The 21,633-nt window shown below is 53.4% G+C and carries 18 protein-coding genes; 8 read left to right on the top strand and 10 right to left on the bottom strand.

Translation table 11 applies throughout. The features are described 5' to 3' along the window. The first annotated feature begins 135 nt into the window (after positions 1-135). The 4 genes from BN3911_RS02865 (at position 136) to BN3911_RS02850 (ending at position 3,725) form a co-directional block, all read left to right on the top strand. On the top strand, positions 136-2,268 hold the full coding sequence (locus tag BN3911_RS02865; protein WP_066861171.1) for a glycoside hydrolase family 3 C-terminal domain-containing protein: 2,133 nt from the start codon (positions 136-138) through the stop codon (positions 2,266-2,268). 51 nt (positions 2,269-2,319) lie between these two features. Continuing rightward, positions 2,320-2,730, top strand: a complete 411-nt coding sequence (locus BN3911_RS02860) for an NUDIX hydrolase (protein WP_066861168.1) — start codon at positions 2,320-2,322, stop codon at positions 2,728-2,730. A 105-nt stretch (positions 2,731-2,835) separates the two neighbouring features. Continuing rightward, a complete protein-coding gene (locus tag BN3911_RS02855) occupies positions 2,836-3,270 on the top strand; it encodes a cell wall hydrolase (protein WP_066861165.1) in 435 nt (144 codons plus the stop codon). Positions 3,271-3,293: 23 nt separating this feature from the next. Further along, a complete protein-coding gene (locus tag BN3911_RS02850) occupies positions 3,294-3,725 on the top strand; it encodes a hypothetical protein (protein WP_066861162.1) in 432 nt (143 codons plus the stop codon). Positions 3,726-3,887: 162 nt separating this feature from the next. On the opposite strand, the gene BN3911_RS02845 is transcribed toward BN3911_RS02850, so the two are convergent. Further along, positions 3,888-4,379: a hypothetical protein gene (locus tag BN3911_RS02845; protein WP_066861159.1), complete on the bottom strand. Its 492-nt coding sequence runs from the start codon at positions 4,377-4,379 to the stop codon at positions 3,888-3,890. Between the two features lie 214 nt (positions 4,380-4,593). On the opposite strand from BN3911_RS02845, the gene BN3911_RS02840 reads away from it, so the two are divergent. Beyond that, on the top strand, positions 4,594-7,794 hold the full coding sequence (locus tag BN3911_RS02840; RefSeq protein ID WP_066861156.1) for an S-layer homology domain-containing protein: 3,201 nt from the start codon (positions 4,594-4,596) through the stop codon (positions 7,792-7,794). Between the two features lie 337 nt (positions 7,795-8,131). Here BN3911_RS02840 and BN3911_RS02835 read toward each other — a convergent pair whose 3' ends face one another. The 5 genes from BN3911_RS02835 to BN3911_RS02815 all read right to left on the bottom strand — a co-directional run bounded on the left by BN3911_RS02835 (position 8,132) and on the right by BN3911_RS02815 (position 15,690). Then, positions 8,132-11,248 carry an S-layer homology domain-containing protein gene (locus BN3911_RS02835; RefSeq protein WP_066861153.1) on the bottom strand — a complete coding sequence of 1,039 codons (3,117 nt, stop codon included), beginning with the start codon at positions 11,246-11,248 and terminating at the stop codon, positions 8,132-8,134. A gap of 204 nt (positions 11,249-11,452) precedes the next feature. Further along, the gene (locus BN3911_RS02830; protein WP_066861150.1) at positions 11,453-12,514 is read right to left on the bottom strand and encodes a uroporphyrinogen decarboxylase/cobalamine-independent methonine synthase family protein; all 1,062 of its coding nucleotides are present in this window, start codon (positions 12,512-12,514) and stop codon (positions 11,453-11,455) included. A gap of 142 nt (positions 12,515-12,656) precedes the next feature. Then, the gene (locus tag BN3911_RS02825) at positions 12,657-13,319 is read right to left on the bottom strand and encodes a hypothetical protein (protein ID WP_147578500.1); all 663 of its coding nucleotides are present in this window, start codon (positions 13,317-13,319) and stop codon (positions 12,657-12,659) included. Between the two features lie 94 nt (positions 13,320-13,413). Beyond that, positions 13,414-15,108: a phospho-sugar mutase gene (locus BN3911_RS02820; protein ID WP_066861144.1), complete on the bottom strand. Its 1,695-nt coding sequence runs from the start codon at positions 15,106-15,108 to the stop codon at positions 13,414-13,416. Positions 15,109-15,222: 114 nt separating this feature from the next. Then, positions 15,223-15,690, bottom strand: coding sequence for a YfcE family phosphodiesterase (locus tag BN3911_RS02815; RefSeq protein ID WP_066861137.1), 468 nt, complete (start codon positions 15,688-15,690; stop codon positions 15,223-15,225). A gap of 142 nt (positions 15,691-15,832) precedes the next feature. On the opposite strand from BN3911_RS02815, the gene BN3911_RS02810 reads away from it, so the two are divergent. The 3 genes from BN3911_RS02810 (at position 15,833) to BN3911_RS02800 (ending at position 17,194) form a co-directional block, all read left to right on the top strand. Further along, positions 15,833-16,102: a hypothetical protein gene (locus BN3911_RS02810; protein ID WP_066861134.1), complete on the top strand. Its 270-nt coding sequence runs from the start codon at positions 15,833-15,835 to the stop codon at positions 16,100-16,102. A 36-nt stretch (positions 16,103-16,138) separates the two neighbouring features. After that, the gene (locus BN3911_RS02805; protein WP_066861131.1) at positions 16,139-16,720 is read left to right on the top strand and encodes a hypothetical protein; all 582 of its coding nucleotides are present in this window, start codon (positions 16,139-16,141) and stop codon (positions 16,718-16,720) included. A 78-nt stretch (positions 16,721-16,798) separates the two neighbouring features. Next, positions 16,799-17,194, top strand: coding sequence for a hypothetical protein (locus tag BN3911_RS02800; protein WP_066861128.1), 396 nt, complete (start codon positions 16,799-16,801; stop codon positions 17,192-17,194). A gap of 248 nt (positions 17,195-17,442) precedes the next feature. Here the strand turns inward: BN3911_RS02800 and BN3911_RS02795 are convergent, their stop codons facing one another. The 4 genes from BN3911_RS02795 to BN3911_RS02780 form a co-directional block, all read right to left on the bottom strand. Beyond that, positions 17,443-18,684 carry a glutamate-5-semialdehyde dehydrogenase gene (locus BN3911_RS02795; RefSeq protein WP_066861125.1) on the bottom strand — a complete coding sequence of 414 codons (1,242 nt, stop codon included), beginning with the start codon at positions 18,682-18,684 and terminating at the stop codon, positions 17,443-17,445. 46 nt (positions 18,685-18,730) lie between these two features. Then, complete coding sequence (gene proB / locus BN3911_RS02790) at positions 18,731-19,537, bottom strand: glutamate 5-kinase (protein ID WP_147578507.1); 807 nt, start codon at positions 19,535-19,537, stop codon at positions 18,731-18,733. Between the two features lie 90 nt (positions 19,538-19,627). After that, a complete protein-coding gene (gene mnmA / locus BN3911_RS02785; protein WP_066861120.1) occupies positions 19,628-20,701 on the bottom strand; it encodes a tRNA 2-thiouridine(34) synthase MnmA in 1,074 nt (357 codons plus the stop codon). A 307-nt stretch (positions 20,702-21,008) separates the two neighbouring features. Continuing rightward, positions 21,009-21,446 carry a GNAT family N-acetyltransferase gene (locus BN3911_RS02780; RefSeq protein WP_066861117.1) on the bottom strand — a complete coding sequence of 146 codons (438 nt, stop codon included), beginning with the start codon at positions 21,444-21,446 and terminating at the stop codon, positions 21,009-21,011. Positions 21,447-21,633 lie beyond the last annotated feature (187 nt).

The following is a 21,633-nucleotide window of genomic DNA, read 5'->3' as shown; positions in this document are numbered from 1 at the left end:
CTGCAGAGGGCTTCCTTCCTGCAGCGCGCTTTCTGTTTCCGGTATCCTGGGGAATCTGATTTACTTTCCATCCTTCCGATGGTAAAATAAGGATAAACCGGAATGGCTGCATTCCTGGGGAAGGAGCGAATAAAAATGGAACAATATTTAGACAAAACTCTCTCTTTTGAGGAGAGGGCAAAGGATCTGGTTTCCCGGATGACACTGGATGAAAAGGCCAGCCAGCTGACCTACCACAGCGCAGCTGTAGAGCGCTTGGGGATTCCCGCCTACAACTGGTGGAACGAGGCGCTTCACGGGGTGGCCCGCGCCGGCACCGCTACGGTCTTCCCCCAGGCCATCGGTTTGGCCGCCATGTTTGACCGGGAGCAGATGCATAAAGTAGGAGAAGTGATCTCTACAGAGGGACGCGCAAAATACAACGCCTATACTTCGGAGGAAGATCGGGATATCTATAAGGGGCTCACTTTTTGGAGTCCCAACGTCAATATCTTCCGGGATCCCCGTTGGGGGCGCGGCCAGGAAACCTATGGAGAGGATCCCTATCTCACCGGCAGGCTGGGCGTGGAATTTATCGAGGGCATTCAGGGAGATGATCCCAAGTACCTGAAAGCAGCTGCCTGTGCCAAGCATTTCGCGGTGCACAGCGGTCCGGAGCGGCTGCGCCATGAATTCAACGCCGAGGTGAGTCCAAAGGACCTGTGGGAAACCTATCTGCCAGCCTTTGAAGCCTGCGTCACCGAAGCTAAAGTAGAGGCAGTGATGGGTGCTTACAACCGCACCAACGGCGAACCCTGCTGTGCCAGTAAGCTGCTGATGGAGGATATCCTTCGTGGGAAATGGGGATTTCAGGGCCACTATGTCTCCGACTGCTGGGCTCTGCTGGATTTTCACGAGCATCATAAGGTGACTAAGACGGCGGAGGAATCTGCTGCTCTGGCATTGGAACGGGGCTGCGACGTCAACTGCGGCGTGGTATATATGCAGGCGCTGGCAGCAGTGGAACAGGGCAAGGTTTCCGAGGAACTGATCGACCGCGCCGTCATCCGCCTGATGACCACGCGCATGAGGCTGGGCATGTTTGACCAGGTGGAATCCTTTGACTCCATCCCTTACAGTGCCAACGATTGTGAGGAACACCGGCAAATCAACCGGGAAACAGCCAGAAAATCCATGACACTGCTGAAAAACGACGGGATTCTGCCCCTTTCCGCGGAAAAACTTAGGAGTATCGCGGTTATCGGCCCCAATGCAGACGACCGGTCTATGCTTCCGGGCAACTATCACGGCACGGCGTCTGAATACATCACCCCTCTGGACGGAATCCGCAGGGTTGTGGGGGATTCTGTCCGCATCTACTATTCCGAGGGCTGCCATAAATTTAAGGACCGCACGGAGGGCCTTGCCTTCCCGGACGACCGCATTTCCGAAGCGGTGACTGCCGCAAAAGAGAGCGATGTGGCTGTGGTTGTGCTGGGACTGGATGAAACCATGGAAGGCGAGGAATTCGACCAGGGCAATGCCTACGGGTCGGGAGACCGGGAAAATATCGGCCTTCCCGGGCGTCAGCTTCAGCTTCTGCAGGCGGTGCAGGCCACCGGTACCCCCACTGTGGCCGTGCTCTGCGCAGGCAGCGCGGTAGAACTCTGCTGGGCACAGGACCATGTGGACGCCATCATTGACGCATGGTATCCGGGTTCGCAGGGTGGGCTGGCCCTGGCGGAGCTGCTGTTTGGCGCGTACAGCCCGGCGGGCAGACTGCCCGTCACCTTCTACCGGGATACCGCAGACCTGCCTGATTTTCTGGATTATTCCATGGAAAACCGCACCTACCGCTATTTCCAGGGCGAAGCTCTGTATCCCTTCGGCTACGGCCTTTCCTATACCAGCTTTGCATATTCCGATCTGAAGCTGAATAAAGAAGAGCTTTCCGCTGGGGAATCCCTCTTTGCGGAGGTTACCGTCACCAATACGGGCGCCCGGGACGGCGACGAGGTCCTGGAATGCTATCTCCGGGATGAGGAGGCAAGCGTTTCCACGCCGAAGTGGAGCCTTTGTGGATTTCAACGTTTCCATCTGAAAGCAGGGGAATCCCGCAGAATCCAACTGGAAATCAAGGCGGAAAGCATGCGCATCGTGGATGAGCAGGGAGAACGTTATGTGGAGCCCGGCGCATTTACCCTGTTTGTGGGCGGATCGCAGCCAGACGAGAGAAGTGTTCTGCTTCTCGGGAAACGTCCTCTCTCCGCCGGTTTCCGGGTGAAGTGAGAACAGGGCTTTGTAATATCCGGCGGCTTGCCATGGGAAGGGGACATAGGAATGGATTGCAGAGTATTTGAGATGGAGGAGACAAGCGATTACAAATATGTAGTGGTGCTCTCCCGTTACCAGGGGAAGCTGCTGCTGAGCCAGCACAGGGACAGAAACACCTGGGAAACGCAGGGCGGCCACATCGAACCCGGCGAGACTCCGGAGGAGGCGGCGCGCAGGGAGCTTTGGGAGGAATCCGGTGCAGAACTGTTTTCTCTGGAGCCGGTCTGCGGTTATTGGGCCGGCGATTCAGAGAGCGGCGCCAACGGTGCGGTATTCTATGCGGAGATCGGCTCCCTAGGCCCAATACCGGAAAGTGAGATGGCAAGAACCAGCACCTTCGACGGACTGCCGGAGAATCTGACCTACCCCGACATCACACCTCATCTTTTCGAACGGGTTAAGACCCGTTTTGCATAAGTTCTGAAGAAGACCCCGGATTTTCCAGGGTCTTCTTCTTTGCATAAAAGGGGGGCGGTGAGCATAGGCATGATGAAGAGGAAAGAATGGAGGGGAGGGGAATCAATGGCGTTTTCCGACCTGGAAATCCTGGCCAGAATATTGGAATGCGAGGCGGGCGGAGAAGGGGATACAGGTATGAAGGCGGTTGCCTGTGTTGTTATGAACCGTGTACAAGTGGATTACGGCGAATACGGCAGGCTTCAGACCATCCGGGAGGTGGTATATCAGCCGCGTCAGTTTACCTGCGTCATGGAGACGGTGGGGGGCGTTTATAATCCCCAGAATATCTATAACATGCGTCCTACACAGGTACAGTACGATATTGCCAATTGGGCCATCGCGGGCAACCGACTTACCAATTTGGGGTATTCCCTGTGGTATTTCAATCCGTTCAGGCCTACGTGCCGGAATAACTTTCCCTCTAATGTGGGAGAATTTGTCATTCGTATTGGGGACCATTGCTTTTATAATCCCACCGCCGCCTATGCGGGAACCTAAATTGACAATGGAGGTCATCATCTATGGAAGAGTATAGAAAAAGCAGGCCCGAGGATTTTACTCCCTGTATGAAGCGTCTGCGCGGCCGCAGTGATTTTCAGGAGGCCCCTGATGGAAGCTGTGTGTTGGATAATTTTAATTCACCTCCGCAAAGGAGCTTCGACACCGAGGAAATGATTGGCTCTATGCAGTACATTCTGGCAGAAAACATCGGTCAATTTGTAGTCATAGAGTTTTTGATCGGAACAGAGCAGATCGTAAGAAAGCAGGGTATGCTTTACCATGTAGGAAGAAGCTATGTCACCCTATACGATGAAGCGGCGAACAACTTTATTGTCTGCGATGTCTTTTCCGTTAAATTTGTCTACTTTTATATGCCTGGAGACCGGCCACGGGCCAATTATAATCTGCTGCCGGGATTTAATGGGGAAAATATGGGGAGACGAACGAGATAAAAGGCTCCACATCCCCCAAAAAAAAACGGGTCTTTCCTGCAAGCTCGCAGGAAGGACCCGTTTTTCTATACCGTCTGTGCGGTAAGCCCAACGTTGTGAGCAACCGCTGGGAAATGGAAACAAGATGAGGTTCCAGACCATCGCCGGATCGAAGGTACAGCATCAGATTGCCGGTTCTGCTAATAGATCCAGTTCCTCCAGCTCTTCCGCCTGCCTTACTTCCTGGGTCTCTGCAGTTTCGGGGAGCGATCTGCCGGCCGAAGCGTCCAGCGCCGGGGCGGCCAGACGGCAAAGCCGCAGAATCGCCACCAAAATAACCGTGGCATTGAGCTTTGGTTCCATCCAATCCGGACAAACTCCTTCCTGCGCCGTTTGACAGGCGATGGTTTCCGCCTGCTTTTGAAAGCCAAACAGCGCTGAGAGCACGATGAGGGAAGCGGCAATCTGCATGGATTTTGGATCCGGACACGTATCCTGCCTCTTGTTTTCCGGATTTCTGAAATTCTCTAAGAGCAGGCATTTCTGCTGGTCCAGAGCCTTGTACTGCAGGGCAATCCCCAGAAAAATGGTTCGGATCAGTCCCTGGGAGTTTTCCAACAGGGACAGTTGTTCCCACAGGTTATCACTCATCGGCTCCAATTCTTCGTGTGGCATGCCTTGTCCCCTTTCTCCTGGTTTTGCTTACGTACTATGTTATGCGGACAGAGCACAACACGTGAATAGGAAAAAGAAAGGTAAATTCGGCATTGTTTCTCTGGAACAAAGGAAGGAAGCGAAGAAGGAGATAGCGCGCAGGAGAATATAGATAACTTCAACTCGCGTGGAAAAGAAGCCAAGCGAGAATCTAAAATTTAAGAGGGTTGAAATTATGAAGAAAAGCAAGTTTCTGAAGAAATCACTTGCGACGCTCCTTGCACTCATGCTCGTCGTCGCAATGATTCCTGTCGGTGCTGCGGCGGCGGATGATCCTACAGTATATGTAGACAATCAGCTGGCGACACTCAGCGGCACCGTGTATACGGTAACTGCCAAGAGCACTGAAGTTACCGTGACAACAGTACCCCAGGATGGCGTAACGCTGGTTGCCGTGGACAAGGATCAGAATGAGGTCGCATTGGCAGACAGCATTAAGCTGACCGAAAAAGCCAAGAAAAACGGCGACGTCTATACGCTGGGCCTGCGTGCTAAAGTGACACAGGATGGCGACGACGCTACCACAGACAAGGATTACACCTTGAACATTACGGTGGAAACCGCAGCTCAGAGCAGTGACGCCACCATCAAGAGCGTCAGCATCGACGGCATGGCTTCCTACGATATCTCCGATACGAAGATTACCGTTTACATGCCTTTCGGCGAAACGTTTCCCACCGATCTGGGAACTACCACAAAGGAAAAGTTCATTCCCACCTCTGACGATGCGTCTGTTGACTTCGCTGCCAATGTTCTGACAGTCACAGCGCAGGACGGCTCTGTCAAGAAGTACGACGTAGAACTGAAGAACGAAACCGGTTTTGCTTCCTTTACTGTCCCGAATCAGGTAGGGGATACCACAATTTCCGAAGCCGAGGCAACAAACACTGTTGCAATTAAGATGCCCTTTGGAACAGATTGGCCTCAGAAGATCATCCCCACCTTTACTGTGGGTGAAACTGTTACCAAGGTTACTACCGTAGTAAACACGGAAGAGATCGAAGTGAAGAGCGGCGTGACTGCGCTTTCCTTTAAAAAGGACGAAGCTGTCGATTTCAAGGTCTTTACCAAGACAAATAAGACAACAGGAGTTACAGTGAAAGTTACTCTGACGGAAGAGAGCGCTAATACGGAAGCCGCCCTGAAGAGCATCCAGGTCGGTAAAAGCAACACCGTAGAAGTTACTGGAACGACTGTTACCGTCGAAATGCCCAAGGGATACAAGTTCGATGGCAAGGAAACTGTTACGTTCGAGGCTTCTAAGAATGCGACTGTAACTATTCCTGCACAGGGCATTAACGTTGCGGACGGAGTACTGAAAAATGTATCTGTCGTCGGCAAGACCTTCGTGATTCGCGTTGTGTCTGAGGACGAAAAGACTACCACAGATTATACCATTAACCTGACCGCCGCAGCTGCCGACGAGGCACAGCTGAAGGACTTCGCCCTGAAGGGCAAGCTCAACGGCGAAAACGTATCCTACAGCGCTGATTGGACCGGGACCAAGGGCGTCATCACCCTTCCCTATGCGCTGACAGATACAGCTGTTCTCGACAATTTCCTGGTTTATGCCACTGTGAGCACAGGCGCTTCCTTGAGTGAAACGATCACAAATGGTTCCACAAAATATTCCGATTTGTCTTCGAAGCCGGCGTTCGGTACAGCCGCAGAATACAAGGTAACAGCTCAGGATGGCACGGTGGTTACCTATACCGTAGTCCTGAAAGCTGAAACAGCAAAGACCGGAAAGACCGTTTCTTCTGCCACTCTGGTAGGCACCAAAAAGGTCAGCTCCATTACCGCCGACAACACCTATAAGGTAACCGTTGGCACCGCCAAAGATACTGCTGACAAAACCGTTAAGACCCTGAAGGTCGATGTGCCCTATACCTTTGCGAACGACACCGCAACCTATTTCTCCAACCTGACCTTGAGCGACGGAGCGGTTGCATATCTCGCAACTCCGACAAAGATCGTAAAGCTGGATATGGATGCGGCTGGTGACCAGGCAGCGACACCGATCGCGGTTCCCACAGACGCCTTCAATTCCACCACGAATAAGCTGACGACAACCAACGCACTGAGCATCTATGTGGTCAGCGAAAAGAACGCAGTGGGTGCAACCTTTGCAGATGAATCAGCTCTTCAGGCTGTTGCCACTCAGTATTATCTGTACGGCGTGAATGCAAAGCCTGAATCTGGCGCTGCCATCACAGGCATTAAGTCTGATGTGGATAAGAACGTCACAGCTTCTATTTCCGGCAAGACCATTACCGTGACTGTTCCTAACAGCTATGCAAAAGCGGACGCTATACAGACCTTTACCCTCAACTTCTCCAAGTCCAAAATGGCGGAGGTTTATGTTGGGACTGCGAAGACAACTGAGCTGAAGTCCGATATGGGCAGCGAAGAGACCACAGACGCTACCAAGTTTACTGCCAAGGATGGTCAGCTGGCTGTTGCAACCGGTGATGTTGCAATTACTAGCGGCGCTGATAAGGAAGGCAAGATCACAGTATACGCGGAAGACGGCAAGGCTTCCACCCCTTACACGGTGAAACTGGTTGTCGCCGATCCCGAAGCTGGCGCTTCCATCACTGCGCTGAAAGTGGGCAAATATAATGCCACAATCAGCGGCAAGACCATCAATGTGACCCTGCCTTATGGGACTAAGCTCAACCCCTTAAAGCTGGACATCACCGCATCCAAGATGGCGACTGTTATCGTTGGCACCGATGAGTATGATGCCGATGCGAACTACGACCTGAATAACAACCTGACCATCAAGGTTACTTCCGAAGATACCAAGACCACCAATGTATATACATTGAAGGCTACTGTTTCCGCCCAGTTCACAGACGTGAAGGAAGGCGCCTGGTATTACGACTACGTGATGCAGGCAGCAGCAGCAGGAATTGTCAACGGCAAGGGCAACGGGATCTTTGATCCAGAAGGAAATGTAACCCGTCGTGACTTTGCTCTGATGACAGCCCGTATGCTGAATGCCGATACCTCCAGCTATACCACATCCCCGTTTAAGGATGTGAACGATAACGATTATGCGCTGGGTGCGATCGCCTACTGCTATGACAAGAAGATCATCGGCGGCTATGAGGATGGAACCTTCCGTCCTGACGCCAACATCAGCAGAGAAGAAGCTGCTAAGATCGTCTGTGTTGCGCTTGGTCTGAGCGAAGTAAAGAATCCGACCGAGACCTTCAAGGACGATGCGAAGATCCAGAACTGGGCGAAGGGATATGTCTACGCCTGCAAAGAAGCTGGTATCTTCGGTGGAGACAACGGGAACTTCCTGCCCGGCAATCCGATTACGAGAGCTGAGACAGCGAAAGTCATGGTTATCTCCATGAATAAATAAGGTTTCAACTCACCTAAATTTTATGATTACCCCATAGAGCGAGGGGGCGGAGAAATCCGCCCCCTTGTTCTATTTTGCTTTCCGTTATGGAAAAACTTCGGTTGAGTGCAGGTTTCACGGTTGCTGTGAGAACCGGGATGGGAAACAATGCGCAATGAGACTGCTAGAAAACTACATCTTATTCTATGGAAGGGCTGCCCGAATAAACGGAAAAGGGCATAGAACAAGGTATTTCATTCCTCTTAAATAATATAAAATTACCCCAAAGACGAAAGGGACGGATTGCTCCGTCCCTCCCGCCCATGGGGTAATCATAAAATTTAGGTGAGTTGAAACCTTATTTGCCCATTGCCACGACCATGATCTTAGCGGTCTCGGCTCTGGTGATGGGGCTCTTCGGGTTGAAGTTGCCCTTCTCGTCGCCGCCAAAGATTCCGGCAGCCTTGCAGGCATCTACATATCCCTTCGCCCAGTTGCTGATCTTCGCGTCGTCCTTGAACTTCTCGGTTGTGGTGCCATCGAGGTTCAGGGCAATGGCGATGATCTTAGCGGCCTCCTCGCGGAGGATGTTCTTTTCAGGCTCAAATTTGCCGTCTCCCGTGCCGCCGATGATTCCCTTCTCAGCACAGTAGGCAATAGCCTTCATGTAATAATCGCTGGCCTTCACATCGGAGAACGGAGCGGTGGTATAGCCGCTTACATCGACGCCCAGCATCCGTACGGTCATCAGTGCGAAGTCACCGCGGGTGATGTTGCCTTCCGGATCAAAGATCCCGTTGCCCTTGCCGTTGATGATTCCGGCTGCTGCGGCCTCGGTCACATAGTCATAGTACCAGGCGCCTTCCTTCACGTCGCTGAACTGTGCAGCAACCTTGGCGGTCAGCGTGTAGACGTTGACGGTGTTTTTATCCTCCGAGGTGACTGTGATGGTCACAGGGTCGGTCAGGTCATAAACAGCTTCGGTATCAGCGGGATCATATACGTCAGCACCGATTTCTACCTTGGCCATCTTGGACGCCGTGATGTTCAGTGCAACCTCAGTGAGGTCTGTGCCGAAGGGCAACGTCGCGCTGATGTTCTTGCCGCTGATGGTGCCGTTAACAACCCCCACCTTTGCAGCTGTAATAGCAGCGCCGGTTTCCGCCGGGGCGACCTCAACAGTCACTTTGTAGTTGGTGGATGCTGTTCCAGCTTCGTTTGTTACGACAATGGACTCTACTTCGGTCCATGCACCAGCACTATCACTAACTTCAAGCCTTAAATCACTTGCTCCGCTGGTAGTTGAATTCCAGTACCATAGACGGCCTTCATTGGGCGTATTATCGTATGTGGCGGGAAGCTTTTTACCCTCAGCGGTTACAACGGCACGATCAGAAACACTGTAGTCTGCATAAAATGCATGACCAATCTGAGGAGCAATTGATTCTGTATACGGAATGGTTATGGTAATGGCATTACCGCTGATCTTGCTGGTGATACCATTTTTCACAGAGAAGCTGTTGAGTGTGTGGCCTTCGGCGGGCGCAGCATAGTCGACCTTCACGTCGTAAACCACGGTATTGTTTTCATCAAGGCCTGTAATTGCAGTGGACGCTGCATTATCAATGGCAAATGCGGCGGTCTCATCCGCGACAATCAGCTTTACACTACCTTTCAGCACAGCAAGTGTGATGGGTGTAGCACTGTCAAATCCGCTTACAAGAGCTGTGCCAACATTTGTTGTATCGTTCTGATACAGCTTAGCACCCTTGGAAAGGGTAAACTGGGGAACGAGGGAAATTGAGCCATCGGCAGTCTTATAGGAATAAGGTAACGTAACAGTGGCGGTCTTCTTTGTGGCATCCAGCGCAACAGGATAGGTATTGCTGGAAGTGACGTCCTCTTCCTTTGCAGCGGAAGTAAAGGTGAACTTACTCAGCTCTTTTCCTGTCTCAGCTTTCGCCTTTACGAAGGAAACCGTATAGGTAACTTTATCGCCGGCTTCTGATTCGACAGTGATCTCCTTGGAAGTGGGGACTGTGATACTGTCAAGAGCGCTAGCGTCCAGCTTGGTGCGGGCGGTCTTGGAGAAGACATACTTTGCTATGCCGGTAACGTCCGCGTCCTTCGTGGAATAGGGCACAGTAAAGATGATCTCGTTCTTGTCATTCGGTACGGCCGTATACTCCACTTCATTGACGGTCACTTTTGCGGAGTTGATTTTGGGATCTTTGTTGGGATCCTTCGCTACGGTCGCGGTCAGCGTGTAGTAAGCAATGGTCTTACCGTCCGCAGCCACAACCTTCACCGTAACGGGTTTTGTAAGATTTACAGTGTTAAGGTTTGATTCACCGATAACAGAAGCCACAGCGCCTGTCGGCACGGTAAAAGCAAGCGCAACAGAATCGGCAATATTTTTGCCATAGGGAAGTTCTACCGTCAGGTTTTTTCCGTCAATGACACCGCTCTCGGTAAAGCCGTTTGCAGTTGCCGTAAATGCGGAAATCGTGGTGTCGTCGCTCTTTGTAACTTCGACTTTTACTTTGTAAGTTTTTGTGCCTGTTGATTCATCGGTCAGGACAAAATCTTTCTCTTGGTCGATCATCGCTGAAAGGTCATAAGACTTTCCGCTTTCGACTTCTACGCTGTTAAGAACTGCTTTAGTAAGCTTTGTGCCGCAGGAAAACTCAACGGCCAGAGGCTCTGCAGTATCCGTACCGACTGGCAAAGAAACCGTATACTTGCCGTCTTCTCCCTTAACAGCAGCCACGCCGCCGATGGCCAGGGCGGTCAGGCCCTCGGAATGCTTGGCCTTAACGGTGTAAGTATCGGTGGAGCCTGTCTGCGCGGTAACCTTTACGGTGCCGGATCCCTCTCCATCTGTCATTGTCAGAGAAACAGCAGCATCAATAGTGCCGGGGTTGTTCATTGTAACAGTGACAGTTGGAGTTCCAGTCACGTTCCAGGGAAGTGAATCAAAGGTAATGGTTTTTTTTGTATTGTCCACAACACCCTTCACTTCACCGATCTTCACCTCTTTAATGGAGGTGTCGTTGCTGGCGGGCGTCAGGACGACCTTTACTTCATAAACAGGACTTTTGACGGTAGCATCAGCTTTTTTTGTAGCATAGAACTCAATGTCTTCCGTCAAATTTTTAAGCTCTACGACATCGTTTGTAGCGTCCTCCGTCGTGATAGTGTCAGGATCAGCCGTTGTGTTCCACACAATCTGATCAAAGCCCTTTGAGGCATCCGGCACTATTGTGAGCTTGGCTTCCTTCTGGTCAGCTGCAGCCCACGGCACCGTATCTGTAAAGGTGGTTCCGGACCCTGTCAAAGTTCCGGTTTCCGCCTCGATACTGATGACCCCATCGCCAGCAGCAACAGCAGAAGCGCTCATCGGAATCATTGCGACGACGAGCATGAGTGCAAGGAGCGTCGCAAGTGATTTCTTCAGAAACTTGCTTTTCTTCATAATTTCAACCCTCTTAAATTTTAGATTCTCGCTTGGCTTCTTTTCCACGCGAGTTGAAGTTATCTATATTCTCCTGCGCGCTATCTCCTTCTTCGCTTCCTTCCTTTGTTCCAGAGAAGGTGCTTTTCCATAAAAACAGGAGAGAACGCGCCTACTCGGCTGCGCTCTCTCCTCTGTTCCATATGTTTTGCTAAATTTTATCTGTCATTTAACGCCGATGGAATCCGCGATCTGCAGAATTTCCTTGGCCTGTTTTTCATCCTTGGTATCACAGCGGAGGAACAGACCTTTTGTAGAGATATGTTTCAGCAGATTTTCCACGCCATTGGGATCGGATTCCAGCAGGATCAGGCTTTTCCCAGCCCGCTGAATCTTTTCAAAATACTCGTACCAGCAGGGATCCGTAGTATTGGGGGCTCCGTCTCCGGGAACCCACTGAATGGCGTCCAGTGTTTCCAGAGAAAGCAGATGATCCAGATGCACCAGTTCCCCCGGACCGTCCCAATGATAGATGGAGCGTTCCAGATAGGAAAGATGATAACGCAGTTCCGGCAGCACGAATTCCTCAAACATGTCAGGGGAGATCATGGCCGAAAAGTCGCACTGCAGCGGATAATAAGGCTTCTCCGAATAAATGGGCATCCAGGAGGTCATTGCCCCCTGTTCCTGAAACAGTCTTTGGGATTGATGCAGGAAAAACGTTTTCCAAAGGGGCAGCAGTTTCTCTACAAACGCTTTGATCTCCTCCGGATATTCATACAGGTCGATCAAAAGATTCTGAGTCCCCCGCAGAGCGGCAACCACGTCATAGGTCCCGCCGATATCTGTGATGGAGGTATAAAACTTTCCCTTTCCCGCCTGCAGAAGGGCGTTGGAATACTCCTCCACTAAGCGGTACATAGCAGACTGCTGATTCAGTACGGGCTCCGGCGGATTTTCCCAATCCTGAATAAAAAACGGTTCGTTTTCAAACCACACGGTAAATTCCGACCACTTGTGGGTACCACCGACGCAGGCGGCAAGACAGCCCGGACCAAAATTGGTAAATACCGAGGGGATGGCGTCACCCAGCAGCAAGGTGTCTTCCAGGCCCTGCTGTTCCCAACGGACTCTCCAGGGAATATCCTCCCACATCTGTTTTAAATCCCGAGGCTTTTCCCGGGGCGGAGCTTCTGCTTTCGGCGCGGTAAGATACAGGCAGCACCTGCCGTACGCTTCCTGATGCCAAAAGGCTTCATGCTGTCTTTTAACTTCCTCTGTGATCATCAATTCGTTTTCCTTTCTTCCCCAACAGCCAATACGCCGTTTTTATATTGAAAATATCATACGAAATGCCCGATGTGCTGTCTTGCATTTTTTTATGTTCTTTGGAAAAAAGCTGCCCAGTTCCATGCCGGATATGCTCCACTTATCGGAGATTTTCCTCCAGTTCCGACTGGCTGCCTGTAAGAGGGCTCAGCGCCGCGTCTCCATCCTGCCAATCCACCCGGTACAACGGCTCCAATGGGGTCGCTGTCAGTGAAGTGGAATCTGTATATTCGGTGATTTCCGCTTTGCTCATCAGCAGCTCGCCATGCTCCCCAACAGTGAGGACGGTGTCATCGTTCCAACAGACCTCCTCCGGTTGAAGCACCCTTTCCTCCGACGGGTCAAATCCACCCAACATAGAGCGGTGAATACCGGAACCGAAGGAATAGGTGAAATAGAGTTCATACTCTCCATCCTCATTCAAATCGGCCAAGGCCATACTGGTGACGCCCAAGCCGCCGAAACCTGTTCCAAGGGGGAGGAGCTTATCCTGCCATAACAGGAAGGAGTCACAGGTGTCCTCATATTTGAAGACCTGAAAAGACGAATGGTCCCTCACAAAATCCGGAGTGATGTTCCGGCAGCTATGCGGCCGCCCGCTGCCCTTATAACCGCTGTTTTCTGCCAGAAAAGCTTCCACCCCATCCTGGGTTCCGCAAAGGGAGAGAGGCGACTGCACGAGCACAGGAAGGCTCTTCCCAGTGCTGCAGGCAGAAAAACACAGCAGCACTGCCGATAAAAGCATCACAGCCATTCGTTTCATGATGGTAACCCCCTTGTCTTTCCACACCTGTTCCATTTAAAAAATCTGATCAGACGAAAAAGGTGTGCCTGAAAAAGGCACACCTTTTACTTATTTAGATTCCCAGAAGGCCGGGCACCGCCGCCTTCATTTTTTCAATGACAGCTTCGCTCTCAGCACGGGTAGAACCCTTGCCGGAGAGATAAATTTTAATTTTCGGCTCCGTACCGGAGGGCCGCACAATGAGCTTACAGCCATTTTCCAGCCGGTATTCCAGGACGTTTGATTTCGGCAGGTCGATGGTCCCTTCCCTGTCTCCATAAGAGACAGACTCCTGGTAATCGCTGCGTCCCACGACCTTGGCGCCTGCGATTTCGGCAGGCGGATTTTTCCGCAGGGTGTCCATGATGGTATTCATGGTTTTCATGCCGTCTTCCCCTTCAAAGCCGAAGTTGCACAGATCGTTCTTATAATAGCCGTATTTCTCATAGAGGGCGTTCATGGCGTCCACCAGGGTCATACCCTTTTCCTTGTAATAGGATGCCATTTCGCAGATGAGCATGCTGCCGTCCACAGCGTCCTTATCGCGGACATAACCGCCGGAGAGGTAGCCATAACTCTCCTCAAAGCCCAGGAGGTAACGCTCCTCGCAGCCCTGCGCTTCCAATTCTGCGATGATATCGCCGATGTATTTGAACCCGGTCAGGCAGCGCCGCAGTTCCACGCCGTATTCTGCGGCAATGGGGTCAACCATGTCCGTGCTGACAATAGTGGTGACAGCCACAGGATTGGCGGGCAGCTTGCCCTGCTCCTTTTTCACACGGGCGATGAAGTCCAGAAGCAGAATGCCCACTTCGTTGCCCGTCATCAGAATGAACTCCCCGTTCTGGTTGACTGCGATCCCCACACGGTCGCAGTCCGGGTCGGTGGCCAGCAGCAGGTCCGGCTGTACCTTCTCACACAGCTCCAGGCCCTTCTGCAGCGCCTCGCGGATTTCCGGATTGGGATAAGGGCAGGTGGGGAAATTGCCGTCCGGCTCACTCTGTTCGGGAACTACTGTGATGTCCTTGACCCCGATGCGGTCCAGGATTCTTGTGACGCACATCTTTCCGCTGCCGTTTAAGGGGGTATAGACCAGTTTCAGGTTTCCTGCGTTGCCGGTCAGGCTCTCCTTGTAGACATCCTCCAGGAATGCGCTAACCGTTTCTTCCCCAATGTATTCGATCAGTCCCCGGTCGATTCCCTCCTGAAAGTCCAGCTTCCTGACATCTGCAAAAATATCCAGGGAATTGATTTCGGCCATCACGCCGTCCGCCATCTCCGCAGTAACCTGGCAGCCGTCGCTGCCGTAAGCCTTGTAGCCGTTATATTTGGCGGGATTATGGCTGGCGGTCACGCAGATACCCGCATCGCATTTTAAATGCCGGACCGCGTAGGAGAGAGCGGGAGTGGGCATCAGCTGGGGATAAAGGTAAGCCTTGATGCCGTTGGCGGCCAAAACTGCGGCGGACTGCCGGGCAAACGCCACGCCCTTATTGCGGCTGTCGTGTGCGATCGCCACGGACTGGGGTTTTCCTTCCGCGTGCTTCAGCAGATAATTGGCAAGGCCCTGCGTGGCCTTACGCACGGTATAAACATTCATGCGATTGGTGCCCGCGCCGATCACGCCGCGAAGGCCTCCGGTGCCAAATTCGAGATCACGGTAAAACCTGTCGTTGATCTCTTCCGGCTGATCCTTGACAGCAAGCAGCTCCTCTGTGAGATCCTGGTCGTCCAGCGGCTCCTTGAGCCATCTTTCATATTCCGTCATACTGAATCGTCCCTTTCTATAAATAGATAGTTGGCCTTCCCGGGCAATCTGCTTAAATTTCTTACCCTTAGATTACCATTTTTCGGCGGCTCTGTCAACTCGAAAGACGTCGTTTCAGGGCAGCGTCACCACATTTGTCACAATTCCCTGCTCTGTCAAATCAAGGGTGCCATAGGTTGCCTGCCATCCGCTTAAAGAGCCCGGATTCATCAGATACAGCCCGTCCTCATAATCGGTAAAGGCGTTATGCGTGTGGCCGTACAGCAGCACTTGCGCTTTTCTTTCCCTGGCGGCGCAGACAATATTGTACTCTCCCGATTTTACCCCATAAAGATGGCCGTGGGTAAAAAAGATTTTTACCCCCAGGGCAGTATACTCCCCTGTAACAGGAGTGCTGGATCCCCAATCGCAATTGCCGCGCACCTGCAGGAACATCTTTTCCGGAAACTGCAGCTTCGTCCGGTCAGCTTCCGTTTCACCATCTCCCAAATGGATGACAATTTCCGCCTTTGGCTGGCTCAGGATTGCCCTCCTTAAATTCATCTCGTTCCCGTGGGTATCGGAAACCACCAAGATCCGCATGAAAACTCCTCCTCTTTCTCGAACCGCGGTCTGTCCTCAAGCATCTTTCTACAGGATGCAGCATACTATGGAAAGGCGGCCCGGCTGTTCGGATGACAAGAACAGGACCAACCGGCTTCCGCGTGAAAGGATGAAACCGCTCATGAATCAAAATTCCAATTTAAATAATAACCAGCTGGAAGCCCTTCTGAAGCTGACGGCTCAGCGGCTGGGGACCACGCCGGAGGCGCTGAAAAACGCAGCGCAGAACGGGGATCTCTCCAACGTATTGGGAAACGCCACGCAAAATGAATCTTCCGCCATGCAAAAGGTGCTCAGCGATCCGGATGCGGCCAAGAAGCTGCTCTCTACACCTCAGGCGCAAAAACTGATGCAGCTGTTCGGCCAGCAGAATCCAAACGATAAAAAATAACCGATTGACCGCCGCCGGAAAGGAGGGGAAACGCTTGTGGATGATTTGAGCCAGCAGCTAAATCAAATTCTATCCGATCCTCAAAGTATGCAGCAGATTCAGGGAATCATGAGTTCCCTAGGGCTGGGAGGAAACGGAGAAAACCCAGGCGGCCAGGCTGGAAGCAACAGTGTTCCCCCGGCCCAGACATCTCCTTCCCCTCAGCCGCAAAACAACGGCGGAGGACTGGACCCCTCCATGCTGGCCGGGGCGCTGAGCGCCCTGGGCATGGGGGGAAACGGGACGGGAAACAGCAGCGCGGGCGCCGGCGCAGGAAATCCCTTGGGCGCTTTGGGCGCTTTGAGCGGTTTGGGGAGCCTTGGCGGCGGAAACGGGGGAAACCCGTTGGGCGGGGTCACGCCGGAAATGCTGAATATGGTCACCCGTATCGCCCCGCTGCTGAGCAAGGTGAACCAGGAGGATGATTCCACCCGGCTTCTCCAGGCACTGCGCCCCCTGCTCAGCGAGACCAGGAGGAAGAAAGTGGATGAAGCCATGAAAATACTGCAGATGATGCGTCTTCTGCCCTTGCTCAAGGAGAGCGGCATCTTCTCCGGCCTGCTTTCCGGCCTGATTTGACAGGGAGCAAAAGAGACCGCTGCAGTCCGGCAGGCCGGGATTCTGATCTGATGGTTAAAGGAAGACGGAGGTGACAGGATGGCCGGGGAGTTTGATATGAGGCGGATGCAGGAAGAGGCTGTCCGCCGGGCAAGGGAGATGCAGACGAGGGCCCGCTTTCCCCAGCAGGGCAGAGGCCGTCAGAACCCTGCGCAGCCGCCGGATCAAGAAGAGCAGGCGGCAAGCAGCCAGATTCCCGCGGAACAGCCTCCGTCAGTTTCAGCACCAGAACCGCCGCCACAGCCTGAAAAGCCGCCGGAAGCGCACTCTGGCTCCCTCGATAAGGAAGCGGAGCCTTCCTCCGGAGGCCTTTTGGAAAACCTGTTTCGGGATAAGGAAAAAACCATCATCCTGGCGCTTCTCATCCTGCTGGGGAGCGAGGAGGGCGGCCAGAATCACGAGCTCATGTTCGCGCTCCTGTTTCTGCTGATGTAAAACGGAAAATCGGGGTCCGATTTTCCTTTGGAAGTTGCCCGTGAGGGCAACTTCATTGCGGCAGCCCGACGAAATCCGGATCGGGGTCCGATTTTCCTTTGGAAGTTGCCCATAAGGGCAACTTCATTGCGGCAGCCCGGCGAAATCCGGATCGGGGTCCGATTTTCCTTTGGAAGTTGCCCATAAGGGCAACTTCATTGCGGCAGCCCGGCGAAATCCGGATCGGGGTGAGTCCGAATTTTGGCGGCTTAACGCACCTGGCCGCTGCCGCGGATCAAAAACTTGTTGGTGGTAAGCTGCTGCAGGCCCATGGGCCCTCTGGCGTGCAGCTTTTGTGTGGAAATGCCGATCTCTGCACCCAGGCCGAATTCCCCTCCGTCCGTAAAGCGGGTGGATGCGTTTACATAGACGGCGGCGCTGTCCACCTCCTGTAAAAAGCGCTCCGCAGCGGAATAACTCTCTGTTACAATACATTCGCTGTGCCCGCTGGAATAACGGGCAATGTGCTCCAGCGCCTGATCCAGAGAATCCACCACCTTGACCGCCAGGATGTAATCGAGATATTCCGTGGCCCAGTCCTCCTCGCAGGCAGCCTTTACGTCCGGCAGAATCTGCAGGGCGCGTTCGCAGCCCCGCAGTTCTACCTGCTTTTCCTGAAGCCTTGCCTGTATCTTGGGCAGGGCTTTTTCTGCAGCGTCCCGGTGGACAAGCACGGTTTCAATGGCATTGCAGACCGAGGGCCGGGAGGTCTTGGCATTGAAGATGATGTCAGCCGCCATATCCAAATCCGCTGCGGCGTCCACATATACATGGCAGTTCCCGACTCCTGTTTCGATCACCGGCACCCTGGAATTTTCCTTGACAGAGCGGATCAGTCCCGCGCCGCCCCTGGGAATCAGTACGTCCAGATATTCTGTCAGGCCCATCAGCTCCGCCGAAGAGGCGCGGCTGGTATCCTCCACCAGCTGTACGCAGTCGGCGGGAAGACCGCTTGCCGCCACTGCTTCCCGCAACACCTTGACCACCGCACGGTTTGAGCGGAAAGCCTCTTTTCCTCCCCGCAGGATCACGGCGTTGCCGGCTTTCACACACAGCGCCGCCGCGTCGCTGGTCACATTGGGACGGGCCTCATAGATGATGCCGATGACGCCCAGCGGTACGGTGACCTTCTCGATCCGCAGGCCGTTGGGGCGGCTCTCCCCGGAAAGTACCCTGCCAATCGGGTCGGGCGCCTCCGCCACCTCAATAACTGCCTTTGCCATGTCCTGAATCCGCGTCTCCGTCAGGCGCAGACGGTCCAGAAGGCTTTTGCCCATCCCGTTTTCTGCTCCGGCCCTGCAGTCCTCCTCGTTGGCGGAAAGCAGTTCCGCTCTGTGCTCCAGCAAGGCCTGCGCGGCCGCTTTCAAAGCAACCTCTTTTTGCCGCCCTGCCGAGGCGAGTACCCTTGCCGCCGCCTTTGCCCTCGCACCCATTTCTTCCAATACGGTCATAAGACCGCCCCCTTTCTCACTCTGTCCTAAACTGCGGCTGGCCGTGTTACGCCCCTCTCCCGCCTGCCGCGGAGAACACGGTTCCCACCGTCTCCCCGCTCATCAGGCGGTAAAGGTTCTGCATTTCGCCGCCGGAAATCACCGCACAGGGGATTCCGCTTTCGCCCGCCAGCTTCGCTGCCTTAAGCTTTGTAGCCATACCGCCTGTACCGCGGCTGGAACCTGCTCCGCCCGCCAGAGCCTCGATTTCCGGTGTGATCTCTGTGACATGGTGAATCAGCTTAGCGTCCGGTTTCATCCTGGGATCTGCGTCGTACAGGCCGTCGATATCCGTCAGGATGACAAGCCCCTGGGCACCTACCAGCTGTGCCACAACGGCGGAAAGCGTGTCATTGTCTCCAAAATTCTTTCCCTCCAGCTCGCTGGTTTCCACAGTGTCGTTTTCGTTGACTACCGGAATCACGCCCAGCTTCAGCAGCTCTGCAAAGGTGTTCTGTACATTTATTCTGCTGCGTTCCCGGTGCACCACGTCCGCAGTCAGAAGAACCTGAGCCACCATGTGGTTGTATTCTCCAAAAAATTTGTCGTACAGGAACATCAGCTCGCATTGTCCCACGGCGGCAAGCGCCTGTTTCTTTTCCGTCTCTTCGGGCCGCTTAAAAAGCCCCAGCTTTCCCACGCCGACGCCGATGGCCCCGGAGGAGACCAGCACCAACTTCTTTCCCGAGTTCTGCAGATCCGACAGGGTTCTGCAAAGCTCCTCCAGCCTGTGCAGGTTTACCTTGCCGTTGTCATAAGTGAGGGTGGAAGTGCCCACCTTCACCACCAGAATTTCCGCGTCTTTGAACTCCATCAAATTCATTCCCTCCTGATTCAAATCCCCGCTGCGTTGGAAACGCCGCTCCCCACGCACTGTGGAAAACACCTTGAAAGCATGCCCGTATCACTGAATGGTTCCCCCGCCCACCACGGTGTCGCCCTCGTAAAGAACCAGGGCCTGCCCCTTGGTGACGGCCCGCTGGGGCTCGTCAAAGGTCACTCTCAGCTCGTCGGGTCCTGTCTGCAGCACTGTGGCGGGCTGTTCCGCATGACGGTAGCGCACCTTTGCCTTGACCCGTAGGGGGCCGGAGATCATTTCCCTGGAAATCAGGTTGATGTCCCGGGCCGTCAGTTCCCTGGAAAACAGCTCCTCGTGCTTTCCCAATACCACTTCGTTGCGCGCTGTATCGATGCCGCAGACATACATGGGCTGGGGAAACGACAGGCCCAGCCCTTTTCGCTGTCCCACCGTATAATGGATAATTCCCCTGTGTTTTCCGTAAACCTCGCCGTGGGTTCCCACAAACGGGCCGGGCTGAAATTTTGTTCCGGCATACCGTTCGATAAAGGCGGCGTAATCTCCGTCTGGCACAAAACAGATATCTTGGCTGTCGTGCTTTTTCGCGTTGACAAATCCGTTTTCCTCCGCAATCTGCCGCACCCGCTCCTTGGTCAGGCCGCCCAGGGGAAGAAGCAGGCGGGAAAGCTCTCCCTGCGTCAGGGAATAGAGCACATAGCTTTGGTCTTTGGTGTGATCCAGACCTTTTTTCAGCAGCCATCTGCCTGTTTCCACATCCTGTTCCACCCGGGCGTAATGGCCGGTGGCCACGTAATCATAGCCGATCTCCCTGGCACGCTGCATCAGCTTCCGAAATTTGATGTACCGGTTGCAATCGATACAGGGATTGGGCGTTTCACCCCGTTCATAGGCCCGCACAAACCGGTCCATGACCTCCTGCCGGAAGCTGTCCGTAAAATTGAACACATAAAAGGGCATGCCCAGCCGGGCGGCTACGCTGCGGGCGTCGTTCACATCGTCCAGGGAGCAGCAGGTTTTCTCTCTGGAAATCCCCGCGTCCTCATTGGTATGCAGCTTCAGGGTGACGCCGATCGCTTCGTAACCGCACTGCTGCACCAGAAGCGCGGCTACACTGGAATCCACTCCGCCGCTCATGGCTATGACGGCTTTTTTTTCCATTCTGCCGCCTCCTTTTTTTATATGCTTTATGTTATCATATCCCCCTGCCGAATACAATTCTTTTCCGTTCCAGGACGGGCTTTCAGAGAACTTTTTTCCGGACCGGGATACCTAAAAAGGAGGATGCTGCTTTGCAACATCCTCTGGCATTAAGAAGTCCTGCGTAAAGAGCTTTTACCTGTTCTTTGCTAAAAAGCGGCGGGCAGGAGACGTCAAAAAACGGTGGGCGTCTCCTGCCCGTTTCTTCCGCCGCCTGAGGCGGACAGGCGTTATTTTCCTGTCTGATTCCTGCCTGCTGGGGGACAGACTACAGCCACTGTACAAAGGCTGTCTTATCCCGGGAATTATAACCGGCTTTCCGGTAAAAAGCCAGCGTGCTTTCCTGCCTGCTTCCGGTCAGCAGCATCATCTTGTAGCAATTGTGCTGCAGCGCCAGCTGCTTCGCGTAATCCAGGCAGGCGGAAGCCAGCCCCCGGCCCCGGAATGCCTTTGCCGTAACCACATTTTCGATCAGGGCATAGGGCCGCTGGCCGTGGGTGAGGTTGGGCACGACAAGGACCACGCAGGAGGATACAATTTCCCCCTTTTTCTCCGCCACAACGATGTGATGGTTTTTATCCTCCAAAATGCCGTGCCAGAGTGCGGAAAGCGTTTCTCCCTGTGCCGGCATGGGGTTCTCGTGCAGCTCTGTGTACAGTCTCAGCAGCCCCTCCAAATCCCCTACTGCGATTTCCCTGACTGTCATTTCATAACCTCCGGCATAAAATTCTTTCCATGTTGTGAGCTGTAGTAATCATACCACACGAGAGGCATCCGTGTCATGCCGTCCTTCTTTTTTTATTCTCTTAAGGGGGAAGGGGCTCACCAATCGTGTCCGAATCACCTGCTTTTTTGTGCTCTGATTTCTGCTTGAGCAAATTTTTCAGCATTTC

Source organism: Neglectibacter timonensis (assembly GCF_900048895.1).
GTDB classification, from domain to species: Bacteria; Bacillota; Clostridia; order Oscillospirales; family Acutalibacteraceae; genus Acutalibacter; species Acutalibacter timonensis.
The sequence above is the reverse complement of the archived record's forward strand: the minus strand, read 5'-3'. Positions and strand labels throughout refer to the sequence as shown.